The organism is Streptomyces sp. NPDC008092, from assembly GCF_042957285.1.
Classification (GTDB): domain Bacteria; phylum Actinomycetota; class Actinomycetes; order Streptomycetales; family Streptomycetaceae; genus Streptomyces.
On sequence record NZ_JBIBHY010000008.1, the window covers coordinates 287,945 to 302,926 of the forward strand.

Genomic DNA, 14,982 nt, shown 5'->3' on the forward strand with positions numbered 1-14,982 from the left:
ACACGTGCGGCTGCGAGGTGCTAGAAGACGGGCGTGCCGCCCTGCGTCAGCTTCCAGTTGGTGGCCGCGAAGGCCGCCGGGTCGATGGTGCCCTTGGCCGTGGCGTAGGCGATCATCAGATCCCGGACCTGGTTGGTGGAGCTGTAGGCGGTCTCCGCGGCGGCGATGTGCGGGTAGCCGGAGCCGCCGTTGGCGCGGTAGTTGTTGACGGCGACGACGAAGACCTGGTCGTCGGGGACCGCCGCGCCGTTGTAGGTGAGGTTCTTGATGCGCGAGCCCTCGGCCGCCGCGATGTCGATCTCGTACGAGACGCCGGACGCGGTGTCGTACATGTAGTCCCAGAAGCTGTTGGCGTTGGTGAGGGTGGCGGTGTCCACCGCCGTGCCGGACGGGACCTGGTGGTAGTACTTCGCCGCGTACTCCAGGTAGTCCTTGAGCTGGGCGCCGGTGAGCTTCTTGCCGTACAGCGTGTTCTCGTAGATGTAGAGACCGGCGATGTCGCGGATCGTCACGTTGCCGGCCGGGATGTCGGCGGTGCGGCTGAAGCACGCGGCCACCGAGATCAGCGGGAGCGCCGCGTCCGCCGCGGACAGGCCCGCCTTCACCGCCTCCGTCTGGACCTCGTGGATGAAGTCGATGGCGGGCACGTCCTTCCAGCAGGCCTCCGCCGTCGACATGTTCTGCGTGGAGGTGCCGATGGCCGTGTTGACGTACTTGACGACCAGGTTGTGGTCGGCGGTGAGGAGCTCGGTGATCCGCGGGTCCTCGGCGACCGTGTTGCTGTTGAGGGTGGTGGCCGTCTTCTTGGTGATCTTCCAGGAGCCGTGCACGTGCTCCAGCTCGAAGTCGAAGACCGAGAGGCGGTAGCCGTAGCAGTACGGCTCGGAGAGGAGGACGTCCTCGCCGGTCTCGGCGTTCTTCACCGTGTACGTCGGGACGTCGACGTGGGTGTGGCCGACGAGGATCGCGTCGATGCCGGGGACCTGCTCGGCGACCAGGTTCGACGCGTTCTCCACGTAGGGGAGTTCGTCGCCCCACGAGGTCGAGCCGTCCAGGCCCGAGTGGTCGGTGAGGAAGACGACGTCGCAGCCGAGGGCGCGCAGCCGCGGCACGTACTTCTTCGCCTGCTCGACCAGACCGGTGAAGGCCATCTTCCCGGAGACGTTGTCCTTGTCCCACAGGGCGATGCCCGGGTTGGTGAGGCCGAGGATGCCGACCTTGATGTCCGGGCCGTGCGGGACCTTGATGTGCTTGACGGTGTAGGGCCGGAAGGCCGGCTTCAGCGTCTTGGCGTCCAGGGCGTTGGCGCCGAGCAGCGGGAAGTCGCACTGCTTCTCGAAGGTGCGGATGACGTCGATGCCGTAGTTGAACTCGTGGTTGCCGAGGGCCGCCGCGTCGTACCGCATCTCGTTCATGGCGATCGCCATGGGGTGCTTGGGGCCGCGCTTGCCGTCCTTGCCCGTGATCGGGTCGACGTTCGCGTAGTAGTACGCGAGGGACGTGCCCTGGATGATGTCGCCCGCGTCGACGAGCAGCACGCGGTCCGCACCCTTCTCCTTGCGCAGGTTCTTCACCAGGGTGGCGATGCGCGCGATGCCGTACGTGTTGCCCTTGGAGTCCACCGGGGCGGCGTTGGTGTAGTAGTCCCAGTTGAAGACGTGGCTGTGCAGGTCGGTGGTGCCCAGGATGGAGAAGCTCCAGGTCTTGGGCGCCTTCGGGGGCTTGGCGTGGCCGTGGCCGGCCTCGGCGGCCTCGGCGCTGCCGGTACCGACCGTTCCCGCGACGGCCACGGCAGCGCCGGTGACGGCCGACTTCTGCACGAACTCACGGCGGTTCATGGGATTGACGGGCATTCAGGGCTCCTGGGAAGGCGGAGAGGACGGGTGTGGCATGCGGGAGGCGGCGGGCTACCCGCGTAGATGCTGGCCGTCGCCCGTTACCGGCGTAACCACGGAAAGCCCAAGGGCCGGTCAAGGATTCCCAAGACCGGCCCAAGTGGACGCGCGTACACACGACTTACAGGAACGAGTTGATCTCGATGGTCTCGTCCCGGCCCGGGCCCACGCCGATCGCGGAGATCGGGGCGCCGGACATCTCCTCCAGCGCCTTGACGTAGTCCTGCGCGTTCTTCGGCAGGTCCGCGAAGGACTTGGCCTTGGTGATGTCCTCGGACCAGCCCGGCAGCGTCTCGTAGATCGGCTTCGCGTGGTGGAAGTCGGTCTGGGAGTACGGGAGTTCCTCGACCCGCTTGCCGTCGATGTCGTAGGCGACGCAGACCGGGATCTGCTCCCAGCCGGTCAGGACGTCGAGCTTGGTGAGGAAGAAGTCGGTCAGGCCGTTCACGCGGGTCGCGTAGCGGGCGATGACCGCGTCGAACCAGCCGCAGCGGCGGTCCCGGCCGGTCGTCACGCCCCGCTCGCCGCCGATCCGGCGCAGCGCGTCGCCGTCCGCGTCGAAGAGCTCGGTCGGGAACGGGCCGGCGCCGACGCGGGTCGTGTACGCCTTCAGGATGCCGATGACACGAGTGATCTTCGTCGGGCCGACGCCGGAGCCGGTGCAGGCGCCGCCCGCGGTCGGGTTCGACGACGTCACGAAGGGATACGTGCCGTGGTCGATGTCGAGGAGCGTGCCCTGGCCGCCCTCGAACAGGACGACCTTGTCGTCCTCCAGGGCCTGGTTGAGGACCAGGACGGTGTCGGCGACGAACGGAGCGAGCTTCTCCGCGTAGCCGAGCAGCTCCTCCACGACCTGCTCGACGGCGATCGCGCGCCGGTTGTAGAGCTTGGTGAGCATCTGGTTCTTGACGTCGAGGGCCGCCTCGACCTTCTGGGTCAGGATCGACTCGTCGTAGAGGTCCTGGACCCGGATGCCGACGCGGTTGATCTTGTCGGCGTAGGTCGGGCCGATGCCGCGCCCCGTGGTCCCGATCTTCCGCTTCCCGAGGAAGCGTTCCGTCACCTTGTCGACGGTCACGTGATACGGCGTGATGATGTGCGCGTTACCGCTGATGAGGAGCTTTGACGTGTCGACGCCACGCTCGTTCAGACCGCTCAGCTCGGAGAGCAGGACCGACGGGTCGACGACGACACCGTTGCCGATGACCGGGACACACGTGGGCGAGAGGATTCCGGAAGGGAGGAGGTGCAGCGCGTACTTCTGGTCGCCGACGACGACCGTGTGACCGGCGTTGTTGCCGCCCTGGTAACGCACCACGTAGTCGACGGAACCGCCTAGCAGGTCCGTCGCCTTTCCCTTGCCTTCGTCACCCCACTGAGCACCGAGCAGCACAAGTGCGGGCACGCGCGTACACCCCTTCCGGGCGGGGCATGTCCAAGGTCAGGGGCGTACGCGTAAGGTTCGTCGCCGCGTACCACCGCGACCGTCGTTGGCCGCACAACCGTCGGACCGGATGCCCCGGAATAGACGAAGCCCCTGGCGCAACAGCGCAAGGGGCTCTTGCACAGTGATGCTACCCGAGGAAGCGAGGCACGACCGAGGTGGCGACATTCGCGAGGTCCGATCAGCTGCTGGTGATCATCGATCCGGCGGCACGGGAAACGGACGGCGAATCCGTCCGGATCGCGAAAGACGTGCTCAGCGCGGGTGCGGCCGCGAAGGTGTGCATGCCGGACGGGCCCGAGGAATTCGCCCGGGTGATGTCCCGCAGGGGCTCGCGGCGGCCGGTGGTCGTCGGGGACGACGGCGCCCTGGTCCGTGCGGTGACCTTTCTGCACCGCAGGCGGGAGCTGGCCGACTGCGTGCTGTCCATGGTCCCGGTCGGGGGCGCGCTGGGGGTCGCGCACGCACTGGGGGTGCCCGCCGGTGCGGTGGCGGCGGCCCGGGCGGTCCTGGACGGGGTGGAACGCCGGATGGACCTCCTCGTCGACGACAGCGACGGGGTGGTGCTGGGCGCGCTGCGGATCCCGCCGCTGGCGGTGGTGGCGCAGGCTCCGGTGCCGGTGCCGGCCCGGGGATGGCTGCGGCCGTACCAGCACCTCGTGCGCTCCCTGTCCGCGCGCCCGGTCCCGGTCCCGGCGGTGCCCGGTCCGCCCGCGCGGCTGCGGGTGGAGGTCGACGGGGAGACCGTGGTGGACCTGGACCAGCCGGTCGAGGGGGTCTCGGTGACCCCGGGCGGCCAGGACGGCCTCGCCGAGGTGGAGGTGCGCCCGCTGTCGGTGGGCGCGGAGGCCACCCCGGTACGGGCCGCGGGGCGGACGGTGACGGTGGCGGGCCCGGACTTCCGCTACCGGGCCGACGGCGGACTGGCCGGTCCGGTACGGCGGCGGACCTGGCGGGTGGTGGAGGGCGGGTGGGGGCTCACGGTGCCGGGGGCCCCGTAGCGGGGGCGCGGCGGCCGCCGTCTGGCACGAGGCGCCTGCCCCCTGCCCACGAGCCTGCCCACCAGCCCGCCCACCAGCCCGCTCACGAGCCCGTTCACGAGCCGATGGCGGCTCGGGGCAGTCGGTCGGTCGCGGCTTCCTGGCCGGACTCGTCCTTCAGCGCCACCCCCGTGACCCCGAGCTCCCGCGCCCTTCCCATCAGCCCCGCCAGCTTGCCCGCCGCCGTCTCGTACGCGAGGCCCCGCGGTGGCCGGATGTTGCTCAGGCAGTTGCGGTCGGCGTCCGTCGTCACGCCCGGCACCGGCCGGTACGTCAGGTACGCGCCCAGGGAGTCCGCCGCCGACATGCCGGGCCGTTCGCCGATCAGGACCACCACCAGGCACGTGCCCATCGCGTGGGCGATGTCGTCGCCGAGGGCCACCCGGGCCTGTTCGGCAAGGACCACCGGGGCGACGCGCCAGTCGGGGAGGCGGGCCGCCGTCGCCCGGACCACCGCCGCCGCGTGCTCGTGCACGGCCCGGCTGGACAGCCCGTCGGCGACGACGAACACCACGTCCCAGCCGCCGGCCGGGAGGTGGGCGCGGTCCACGGGGTCGAGGCGGCGCCCCAGGTCGGGGCGCTGGAGATAGGTCAGCCGGTCGCCGGCCGCGCTGCGGACCCGTACCGTCGGCAGGCCCGCCAGCCCGGCCGCGACCAGGTCCGGCTCGAACGGCGAGTGGACCGCGTCCCGGGCCGCGGCGTGCGCCGACTGGAGGCCCAGGCGGTGCCGGGTGGGCAGGGCGGGGCCGGAGCGGCCGAGGCCGATCCGGGCCTGGGTGTGGCGGCGCAGCAGCGGCCAGAGTTCGTCGAGTCCGGTGGTCGTCGGCACCTCGGTCATGCGGCCAGTTCCCTTCCGATCGCCGCCAGCGGGTGGCCGCCGACCTCGCGTACGCCGCCGTCCTCGGCCAGCAGCCCGATCGACTCCAGCCACGCCTCGAACTCCGGTGCCGGGCGCAGGCCCAGCACCTCGCGCAGGTACAACGCGTCGTGGTAGGAGGCCGACTGGTAGTTGAGCATGATGTCGTCGCCGCCCGGCGTGCAGATCACGAAGGACGCGCCCGCGACGGCGAGCATGGTCAGCATGGTGGCGATGTCGTCGTCATCGGCGTCGGCGTGGTTCGTGTAGCAGATGTCCAGGCCCATCGGCAGGCCGAGGAGCTTGCCGCAGAAGTGGTCCTCCAGGGCGGCCCGGAGGATCTGCCGGCCGTCGTAGAGGTACTCGGGGCCGATGAAGCCGACGACGGTGTTCACCAGGAGCGGGCGGTAGCGGCGGGCCACCGCGTACGCCCGTGCCTCGACCGTCTGCTGGTCCACCCCGTGGTGCGCGTCCGCCGACAGGGCGCTGCCCTGCCCGGTCTCGAAGTACATGACGTTGTCGCCGACGGTTCCGCGGCCGAGCGCGAGGGCCGCCTCGCAGGCCTCGTCGAGCAGGCCCAGGGTCACGCCGAAGGAGGCGTTCGCGGCCTGGGTGCCGGCGATGGACTGGAAGACCAGGTCGACCGGGGCGCCGCGCTCCATCAGGTCCACGCTGGTGGTGACGTGGCAGAGCACGCAGGACTGGGTGGGGATCGAGTAGCGGTCGATCACTCCGTCCAGGAGCTCCAGCAGGTCGCGGACGGCCTTGGGGCTGTCGGTCGCCGGGTTGATGCCGATCACCGCGTCGCCGGAGCCGAGCAGGAGGCCGTCGAGGAGGGCGGCCGCCACGCCCGCCGGGTCGTCGGTGGGGTGGTTGGGCTGCAGCCGCGTCGCGAGCCGCCCCGGCAGGCCGATCGTCGAGCGGAACGCGGTGACCACCCGGACCTTGCGGGCGACGGCGACCAGGTCCGCGTTGCCCATCAGCTTGGACACGGCGGCGGCCATCTCCGGCGTGATCCCCGGCGCCACCGCGGCCAGCGCCCCGGTGTCCGCCGCCAGCAGCCACTCGCGGAACTCGCCGACGGTCAGCCCGGCGACGGGTGCGAAGGCGGCCGCGTCGTGGGTGTCCAGGATCAGCCGGGTCACGTCGTCGTCCTCGTAGGGGATCACCGGCTCGGCCAGGAAGGTGGCGAGCGGCACCTCCGCCAGCGCCCAGCGGGCCGCGACCCGTTCCCGCGCGCTCGCGGCGGCGAGGCCGGCCAGCCGGTCGCCGGAGCGTTCGGGGCTCGCGGCGGCCAGCAGGCGGGCCAGGGAGCCGAAGCGGTGGCGTTCGCCACCGAGGGTGGCCGTGTACGTGCTCATGGCGGCGACCGTACGAGCCGGGTGTTGCGGACAGATTGCGTCAGATTTCTAAAGGTCTGGTTGACAAACATTTAACGCGCCGAGACCCTCGGCGGACTCATTCGGCCTTCAGAGTTCCGGTTCGGTACAGCCGGCGAGCAGCAGGAGAGGGGCCACCCCGATGGCAGTGGACGAGGGAGTCGCCCCGGCGACGGAAACAGGCGGCGAGAGCACGGTTCACCGGCTCAAGCCGAACGCGATCGGTTTGCTCGGGGTGGTCTTCATGGCCGTCGCGACCGCCGCGCCGATCACCGCGATGACCGGCAACGTGCCCTTCATGGTGTCGTCGGGCAACGGCATCGGCGCCCCGGCGAGCTACCTCGTCGCAATGGTCGTCCTGGCAATCTTTTCCGTCGGCTTCACGTCGATGGCGAAGCACATCACCTCGACGGGCGCCTTCTACGGCTTCATCTCCTACGGTCTCGGCCGCACCGCGGGCCTGGCCTCGGGGCTGCTCGCCACCTTCGCGTACGTCGTCTTCGAACCGGCGCTGATCGGCATCTTCTCGGTCTTCGCCAACACAACCCTGAAGGACCAGACCGGACTTGACGTCCCGTGGTGGGCGTTCGCGATCCTGATGCTCGCGATCAACGCGACCGGCACCTGGTTCGGCGTCAGCGTCGCCGAGAAGCTGCTCGTCGTCCTGCTCGGCACCGAGGTGACCGTCCTCGCGGCGATGGCGATCTCGGTCGCCCTGCACGGCGGCGGCCCGCACGGCTTCACCTTCGGCCCGGTCAACCCGGTCAACGCCTTCAAGGGCACCTCGGCCGGCCTCGGCCTGTTCTTCGCCTTCTGGTCCTGGGTCGGCTTCGAGTCGACGGCGATGTACGGCGAGGAGTCCCGCGACCCGAAGAAGATCATCCCCAAGGCGACGATGATCTCGGTGCTCGGCGTCGGCGTCTTCTACGTCTTCGTCTCCTGGATGGCCATCACCGGCAACGGCGAGGCGGAGGCCGTGAAGGCCGCCTCCTCCGCGAACCCCCTCGCGCTCTTCTTCAACCCGACCGAGCACTACGTGGGCCACTGGGCGGTCGTCCTCATGCAGTGGCTGATGATCACCGGCTCACTGGCCTGCGGCATGGCCTTCCACAACTGCGCGGCCCGCTACATGTACGCGCTGGGCCGCGAGGGCGTCCTGCCGAAGCTGCAGAACACCGTCGGCCGCACCCACCACAGGCACGGCTCCCCGCACATCGCCGGCCTGGTGCAGACGTTGATCTCCGCCGTCCTGATCGCCGCGTTCTGGATCGCGGGCAAGGACCCGTACAACGCCCTCTACGTCCTGCTGGCCATCCTCGGCACGATGGCGATCCTGGTCGTGCAGGCCGTGTGCTCGTTCGCGGTGCTGGTCTACTTCCGGAAGAACCACCCCGAGAGCCGGCACTGGTTCCGGACCTTCACCGCCCCGCTCGTCGGCGGTGTCGCGATGCTCGCCGTGGTCGTCCTGCTGGTGTCCAACATGGGCGTCGCGGCCGGCACCGAGTCCGGCTCGCTGCTGCTGAAGGCGACGCCGTGGCTGGTGGCGCTGGTGGCGGCGACGGGCGTCGGCTACGCGCAGTACCTCAAGTACCGCGCGCCCGAGCGGTACGCGCTGCTGGGACGGACCGTGCTGGAGGAGACGCGGGAGCGGTAGGCCTGCGGAGCGGTGGGCCTGCGGAGCGGTAGACCTGCGGAGCGGTGGGCGTGAGGGGCCGTCGGCCGGTTCGAGCCGACGGCATGGTGAACTCCCGGACAACCATCGGCATGCACCAGGTGTCTCAGTGGTGTGGCAGGGGCGAGGGCCGCCCCGCCGGGAGGAGCCACCATGACCCACCGCCGGCACCGTTTCGGGGCCGCGCTGGCAGTCTTCGCGGCCGCGGTCACCGCATGGCTGCCCGTCACGTCCGCCCGGGCCGCCGACGGCCCGGTGGTGCACATCCGGCTCCAGGACGACACCCTGGGGCTGCCGCTGCCGCCGACGGGCGACCCCACGCTGGTGAACTGGGGCCTGTACAACGACGGTCCGGGCACCGCCAGGGACGTCACCATCAGCGCGGACCTGAGCAACGTCATCGACTGGGTCACCACGGACGCGGCCGTGCCCGCCGACCACATCTACACCTGGCCCATGAACGACGTCCACGAGGGCGAGGCGGACGGCTCGTTCATCGGCCTGAGCGCCAAGCCCGGCACCCCCCTCGGCACCACCGGCACGGTGACCCTCAGCGGCACGTCCGCCAACGGCACCGTGGTCTCCACCACCGCGAAGGTGACCGTGGGCACCACCGACCTGGAGGTCAACAGACTGGCGGCCCGCAAGGGCGACAGGCCCGGATCCACGATCGGCACCCCGGTCACGATCAGCAACGTCGGCACCCTGGCCGCCGACGGGGTCCAACTGCGGATGCGCACCACCATCGGGCTGGCGTACGCGAAGCACTACTCCAACTGCGTGTACTCCAAGGAGAGCGCGGACGTCTACGGCCTCACCGAGCAGGCGCTCTGCACGTTCGACACGGTGATCGAGCCCGGCAGGAGCTACCGGGTGGACCAGCCGGTCGGGCTGGACGTGACGGACCAGGCCCTGTTCGAGTACTTCGGCCACGAGGCCCTGCCCCTGTCCGGTGCCGCGCCGAAGCCGGGGGACGGTCCCGTGCTCTCCCTCGTCGCCGCCGGGGACGCCGCGACCGGCGGCACCTCGATCGACCGGCAGCACATCGACGCCGACAACACCGCCGACATGGTCGCGGGCGGCGCCACCGCCGAGGGCAAGCCGGGCGACCTGGTGCACGTCACCGTCTCCCTGGGCAACGAGGGCCCGGGCTGGGTCGGTTACAACGCGAGCGACGACCAGCCCGCGCTGCTGGTGACCGTCCCCACCGGCACCAGGGCCGTGGAGATCCCCGACCGCTGCAGCGTGTGGAGCGAGGAGGCGCGGTCCGGCACCGGCGAACGGACGCCGGGCGCGCCGCAGTACATCTGCAACCCGCGCCCGAACCAGTTCACCGTCGGGGACACCCGCTCCTTCGAGTTCGGCCTGCGGATCCGCGCCGGCGGCGCGACCAGCACCGGTGAGGCCCGTGCGACCACGGCCTACGGCAACACCATGACGTTCGACCACACGCACGGCAACGACACCGCGGCCGTCACGGTCGAGGTCAGGGGCGGCAGCACGGCGACGCCGAGCGCCTCCGCGTCGGCGTCGGCGACGGCCGCTGCCGGCGGCGGCAACACCCCCGGGACGCAGACGGTCGCCGCCGCCGGCGGTTCCGGTTCCCTCGCCGCCACCGGCAGCGGCGGCGCCGTACCCGCGGCCGTCGCCGGCGGCGCGGCCGCGCTGCTGCTCGGCGGCGGTCTGGTCCTCCTGGCCAGGCGCCGGAACCGGGCCTGAGACAGGCGGGGTCAGCGGTCTTCGGCGAGGCCTCGTCCCTCGCCGAAGAGCCGGTCGCGATGGACCCGCCAGCGCTCCATCATCTTCACGACCTCCTCGTCGACGAACTCGAAGAACGCCAGCGTCTCGGTCATCCGCCGCCCCGCCGGGGTGTCGGGGCCGAGGCTGGCGACCCCCTCCCTCAGGGCGGCCTCCCAGCGCTTGATCACGGCCTCGCGGTTGGTCAGCGCCTCGTACCACTGGTCGCCGTGCACCCGGTAGCGCTCCCGGCGCGAGCCCGGCTCCCGCTCCCGCGCGACCATGTGGGTCATCGTCAGGTAGCGCACCGCCCCGGACACCGCCGCGGGGCTGATCTGCAGCAGCTCGCCCAGCTCGGCGGAGGTCAGCACGCCCTCGTCGGAGGAGAGCAGGGCGGCGAAGACCCGGGCGGGCATGCGCTGCATCCCGGCCTCGACGAGCTGCGCCGCGAAGGACTCGACGAACCTCGACACGGCCTCCGCGTCCCGGCCACCGGCTGTTTCCGTCATGGGCTCCACCCTATCCGAGCTTCAGACGCTTCCTTAACTTCACAAATTTCTGAAAGAAGCGTACGTTCTGAACCATGACGAAGGCCATCACGGTCGCCGGGCTCCACAAGTCCTTCGGCCGCACCCACGCCCTGGACGGCCTCGACCTGGCCGTCGAGGCCGGCGAGGTGCACGGCTTCCTCGGGCCCAACGGCTCGGGGAAGTCGACCACGATCCGGGTCCTGCTCGGCCTGCTGCGCGCCGACTCGGGCGCCGCCCACATCCTCGGCCGCGACCCCTGGAAGGACGCCGTGGAGGTGCACCGCCGGATCGCCTACGTCCCCGGCGACGTGACGCTGTGGCGCAACCTCTCCGGCGGCGAGGTCATCGACCTCTACGGCCGCCTGCGCGGAGGCCTGGACAAGTCCCGCCGCGCCGACCTGATCGACCGCTTCGAACTCAACCCGACGAAAAAGGGCCGCACGTACTCCAAGGGCAACCGGCAGAAGGTCGCCCTGGTCGCCGCCTTCGCCTCCGACGCCGACCTGCTGATCCTCGACGAACCGACCTCCGGCCTCGACCCCCTCATGGAGGAGGTCTTCCAGCGCTGCGTCGAGGAGGAACGGGACCGGGGCCGTACGGTCCTGCTCTCCTCGCACATCCTCAGCGAGGTCGAGGAACTCTGCGACCGCGTCAGCATCATCCGGGCCGGCCGGACCGTCGAGTCCGGCTCCCTCGCCGACCTGCGCCACCTCACCCGCACCAGCGTGACCGCCGAACTCGCCGGTCCGCCGAACGGGCTGGCGCACCTCCCGGGCGTCCACGGCCTCGACGTCCAGGGCCGGCGGATCCGCCTCCAGGTGGACACCGACCAGCTCACCGCCGTACTCCGCGCGCTCTCCGGGACCGGCGTCCGCTCCCTCACCGCCACGCCCCCGACCCTGGAGGAACTCTTCCTGCGCCACTACCAGGACGATCCGGACGAGCGGGACGAGAACGCGGCGGCCGCCCGATGAGCACCCTGGCCGGCACCGGCACCCTGCTGCGCTTCGCGCTCCGCCGCGACCGCGTGACCACCCCGGTGTGGATCGCGGTGACCGCGCTGATGGTCCTCTCCATGCCGGACACCCTGAAGAGCCTGTACGGCACGGACGCCGAACGCACCGACCTGGTCCGCCAGTTGCAGACCAACGCCGCCTACCGCGCCCTGATCGGCCCGCTCCACGACACCTCGCTCGGCGGCCTGACGGCGTGGCGGGTCGGCGTGTACGCCGGGCTCCTCGCGGCCGTGACCGGCCTGCTCGTCGTCGTACGCCACACCCGCGACGAGGAGGAGACCGGCCGCGCGGAACTCGTGGCGTCGGGCGCGGTGGGCCGCCGGGCCGCCCTGACCGCGGCCCTGCTGGCGGCGGCGGCCGCGAACGCCGTGCTCGCCCTGGTCGTCACGGCGGGCCTGGCGGGCCAGGGCACGGCGGGTGCGCTCGCCCTCGGCCTCGGCCTGGGCGCGACCGGCATGGTCTTCGCCACGACGGCGGCGGTCGTCGCCCAGCTCACCGAGAGCGCCCGCCTGGCGAGGGGCCTGACGTCGGCGGTCCTGGGCGCGGCCTTCGTGCTCCGCGCGGCGGGCGACTCGGCGAGCCGCGACGGTTCGTCGCCGTGGACCTGGCTGTCTCCCCTCGGCTGGCTGGAGAACCTGCGCCCGTTCGCCGCCGAACGCTGGTGGGTGCTCCTGCTGTTCGCGGCGGCGGTGCTGCTGCAGGCCACGGCGGCCTATGTCCTTGCCGGGCGCCGGGACCTCGGCATGAGCTTCTTCCCCGCCCGCCCCGGCCCGGCCGCCGGCCGCCTCGGCTCCGCCGCCGGGCTCGCCTGGCGGCTCCAGCGGGGCGGTGTGCTCGGCTGGTCGCTCGGCTTCTTCCTGGCCGGCGTGGTCTACGGCGGCCTGACGGACGGCGCGGCCGGCCTGGTCGGCGACAACACCGGCGCCCGCGAGATCTTCCAGCGGATGGGCGGCCAGAGCGGGCTGACGGACGCGTTCCTCGCCTCGATGGTCGGGATGCTGGGCCTGGTCGCCGCGCTGTACGTCGTCGCGTCGGTCCTCCGCCTCGACGGCGAGGAGACCTCGGGGCGTGCCGAACTCCTGCTCGCCGGCCCGGTGAGCCGGCTGCGCTGGGCGGCCGGCCACCTGACGATCGCCTTCGGCGGCGCCGCCCTGATCATGCTCCTGGCCGGCGCGGGCTTCGCCGTCGGCTACGGCAGACAGGTGGCCCCGATCCTGGGCGCCTGCCTGGTCCAGCTCCCGGCGATATGGGTGATCGGCGGGGTCGCGGTCCTGCTGTACGGCCTGGCCCCCCGCCTCGCCCCGGCCGCCTGGGGCGTGGCCGTCGCGGCCCTCCTGATCGGCTGGGTCGGCCCGGCCCTCAACGCCCCCCGACTCGTCCTCGACCTCTCCCCCTTCGGCCACCTGCCCAAGCTGCCGGGCGGCGGGATGGAATGGGGACCGGTACTGACCCTGACCGGGCTCGCGGTGGTACTGGCGGGAGCGGGGCTGGCGGGGCTGCGGCGGCGGGATGTCCCGGCCTGACGGGTGGCAGGGGTGCAACCGCTCGACGGTCCGCCATGTCTTGCTTCCCGTCACGGATACGCACGCGGCGGAACCACGGGAGTTGCCAGATGGCGCGGCAGACAGCGGAGCCGGGGCCCGGACCCACGAACGATGACCCGCGGCGGCGCGTCCGCCGGGCGACCGTGATCGGCGCCTGCCTGACCGGCCTGGTGGGCGGTGGGGGATTCTTCGTCCAGGGTTACACGGCCCATTTCCCCGGGTGGTTCTTCTGGCCGATCGCCGTGCCGACGGTCGGCCTCTTCACCTGGGCCGGGGCCAGGCTCGGCCGCGAAAGCCAGATCCGCACGGAGACACTCGAACCCGGCGAGACCGTGCTCGGGACCTACACCGTGAAACCGTCGTTCGCCCCGCCCCGTGAGCCCACGACCTACGAGAGCCCCGCCTACCAGCTGCGGCTCACCTCCCGGCATCTCCAACTCTGGCAGCAGGCGAACCTGTTGTGGACCTACCCCTGGAGCGACCTGCGGCTGGTCACCGACGGGCCGCTCCTGCGCATCTACCGCCAGAGCCAGGAGGCCGGTGTCCTCACCCTGGAACGCCCGGGTGCGGTCAAGGAAGTCCAGCTCAAGGCCCGCAGCCTGGGGGCAGGCTGACACCGGCTAGCCCACCTCCACGCTCAGCCCCTCCAGCCCCCGGATCACGAAGTTCGGCTTGCGCTGCGGTTCCGCCGACAGGGTCAGGGTCGGGGCCTTTTCCAGCAGGGCCGTCATCGAGGCCGCCAGTTCGATGCGGGCCAGCGGGGCGCCGATGCAGTAGTGGATGCCGGCGCTGAAGGAGATGTGCGGGTTGTCGCGGCGGGCCAGGTCGAGGCGGTCGGGGTCGCGGAAGACGGCCGGGTCGTGGTTGGCGGAGCCGAAGAGCATGGCGATCTCGGCGCCGCGGGGGACGGTCGTACCGTCGATCTCGATGTCGTCCAGCACCCAGCGTTCGAAGAGCTGGAGCGGGGTGTCGTAGCGCATCAGCTCCTCGATCGCGGTGGGGACCAGGGAGTGGTCGGCGCGCAGGGCGGCGAGCTGGGCGGGGTTGCGGAAGAGGGCGTACCAGCCGTTGACCGTGGCGTTGACGGTCGCCTCGTGACCGGCGTTGAGGAGCAGCACGGCGGTGGAGATCATCTCCTGCTCGGTGAGCCGGTCGCCCTCGTCGTGCGCCTCGATGAGCCCGGAGATCAGGTCGTCGCCGGGCTCCTTGCGCCGTTCGGCGATCAGCTCCCGCAGGTAGTCGGAGAACTCCACGGAGGCCCGGACCGCCTTCGCCGCCGTGTCCTCGGACGGGTTCAGCTCGTACATGCCGCAGATGTCGGCCGACCAGGGGCGCAGCGGGGCGCGGTCCGCCTCCGGGATGCCGAGCATCTCGGCGATGACGGCGACGGGGAGCGGTTCGGCGACGTCGGCGAGCAGGTCGCCGCCGCCCCGCCGGACCAGGCCGTCGACCAGTTCGCCCGCGAGTCGCGCCACGTACGGCTTGAGTTGTTCGACCGTGCGCGGGGTGAACGCCTTCGACACCAGGCGGCGGATGCGGGTGTGGTCCGGCGGTTCGAGGTCGAGCATGCCGTGGTCGTTGAGCGTGTGGAACGGCTCGTGTTCCGGGGCGGGCGCACCCCGCCCGAAGTCCTCGTGCGTGAACCGGTGCTGGTACGTCCGCCCCAGCCGGCGGTCCCGCAGCAGGGCCGAGACGTCGGCGTGGTGCGGAACCAGCCACTGGTTCGTGGGCTCGAAGTACTGCACCCGGCCCCCGGCGCGGAGCTCGGTGTAGGAGGGGTACGGGTCGGCCAGGAAGTCCGGGTCCCAGGGGTCGAAGGCTGCCATGGACGGACGTTAGACCGCCGGTCCCGGCCCTGACCAGGGCTGT

The 14,982-nt window shown here is 71.6% G+C and carries 12 protein-coding genes; 6 read left to right on the plus strand and 6 right to left on the minus strand.

Features of this window, described 5'->3' with window-relative positions; translation table 11 throughout:
* Positions 1 to 20: 20 nt before the first annotated feature.
* On the minus strand, positions 21 to 1,853 hold the full coding sequence (locus tag ACFZB3_RS26835) for a 5'-nucleotidase C-terminal domain-containing protein (RefSeq protein WP_391379331.1): 1,833 nt from the start codon (positions 1,851 to 1,853) through the stop codon (positions 21 to 23).
* A gap of 163 nt (positions 1,854 to 2,016) precedes the next feature.
* Positions 2,017 to 3,300, minus strand: coding sequence for an adenylosuccinate synthase (locus tag ACFZB3_RS26840; RefSeq protein WP_391379333.1), 1,284 nt, complete (start codon positions 3,298 to 3,300; stop codon positions 2,017 to 2,019).
* A 197-nt stretch (positions 3,301 to 3,497) separates the two neighbouring features.
* Between ACFZB3_RS26840 and ACFZB3_RS26845 the strand changes: the two genes are divergently transcribed.
* The gene (locus tag ACFZB3_RS26845) at positions 3,498 to 4,340 is read left to right on the plus strand and encodes a diacylglycerol kinase family protein (protein WP_391379335.1); all 843 of its coding nucleotides are present in this window, start codon (positions 3,498 to 3,500) and stop codon (positions 4,338 to 4,340) included.
* Between the two features lie 94 nt (positions 4,341 to 4,434).
* Here the strand turns inward: ACFZB3_RS26845 and eutC are convergent, their stop codons facing one another.
* Positions 4,435 to 5,217: an ethanolamine ammonia-lyase subunit EutC gene (gene eutC / locus ACFZB3_RS26850; protein WP_391379337.1), complete on the minus strand. Its 783-nt coding sequence runs from the start codon at positions 5,215 to 5,217 to the stop codon at positions 4,435 to 4,437.
* Positions 5,214 to 6,596 (minus strand): ethanolamine ammonia-lyase subunit EutB, encoded by a 1,383-nt coding sequence (locus tag ACFZB3_RS26855; protein ID WP_391379339.1) that lies wholly within the window; start codon positions 6,594 to 6,596, stop codon positions 5,214 to 5,216. Before ACFZB3_RS26855 ends, eutC begins: the two co-directional genes overlap by 4 nt.
* 160 nt (positions 6,597 to 6,756) lie before the next feature.
* Between ACFZB3_RS26855 and ACFZB3_RS26860 the strand changes: the two genes are divergently transcribed.
* Together ACFZB3_RS26860 and ACFZB3_RS26865 are read left to right on the plus strand one after the other, a co-directional pair.
* Positions 6,757 to 8,268 (plus strand): amino acid permease, encoded by a 1,512-nt coding sequence (locus tag ACFZB3_RS26860; RefSeq protein WP_391379341.1) that lies wholly within the window; start codon positions 6,757 to 6,759, stop codon positions 8,266 to 8,268.
* Positions 8,269 to 8,439: 171 nt separating this feature from the next.
* Positions 8,440 to 10,005 carry an LPXTG cell wall anchor domain-containing protein gene (locus ACFZB3_RS26865; protein WP_391379343.1) on the plus strand — a complete coding sequence of 522 codons (1,566 nt, stop codon included), beginning with the start codon at positions 8,440 to 8,442 and terminating at the stop codon, positions 10,003 to 10,005.
* A gap of 11 nt (positions 10,006 to 10,016) precedes the next feature.
* Here ACFZB3_RS26865 and ACFZB3_RS26870 read toward each other — a convergent pair whose 3' ends face one another.
* A complete protein-coding gene (locus tag ACFZB3_RS26870) occupies positions 10,017 to 10,532 on the minus strand; it encodes a MarR family transcriptional regulator (RefSeq protein ID WP_391379345.1) in 516 nt (171 codons plus the stop codon).
* Between the two features lie 74 nt (positions 10,533 to 10,606).
* Between ACFZB3_RS26870 and ACFZB3_RS26875 the strand changes: the two genes are divergently transcribed.
* From ACFZB3_RS26875 to ACFZB3_RS26885, 3 genes are all read left to right on the plus strand, one after another.
* The gene (locus tag ACFZB3_RS26875) at positions 10,607 to 11,527 is read left to right on the plus strand and encodes an ATP-binding cassette domain-containing protein (protein ID WP_391379347.1); all 921 of its coding nucleotides are present in this window, start codon (positions 10,607 to 10,609) and stop codon (positions 11,525 to 11,527) included.
* Positions 11,524 to 13,092: an ABC transporter permease gene (locus tag ACFZB3_RS26880; RefSeq protein ID WP_391379349.1), complete on the plus strand. Its 1,569-nt coding sequence runs from the start codon at positions 11,524 to 11,526 to the stop codon at positions 13,090 to 13,092. Before ACFZB3_RS26875 ends, ACFZB3_RS26880 begins: the two co-directional genes overlap by 4 nt.
* An 89-nt stretch (positions 13,093 to 13,181) precedes the next feature.
* Positions 13,182 to 13,727 (plus strand): hypothetical protein, encoded by a 546-nt coding sequence (locus ACFZB3_RS26885; protein WP_391379351.1) that lies wholly within the window; start codon positions 13,182 to 13,184, stop codon positions 13,725 to 13,727.
* 6 nt (positions 13,728 to 13,733) lie between these two features.
* Here the strand turns inward: ACFZB3_RS26885 and ACFZB3_RS26890 are convergent, their stop codons facing one another.
* Positions 13,734 to 14,939, minus strand: a complete 1,206-nt coding sequence (locus tag ACFZB3_RS26890) for a cytochrome P450 (RefSeq protein ID WP_391379353.1) — start codon at positions 14,937 to 14,939, stop codon at positions 13,734 to 13,736.
* Between the last annotated feature and the right edge of the window lie 43 nt (positions 14,940 to 14,982).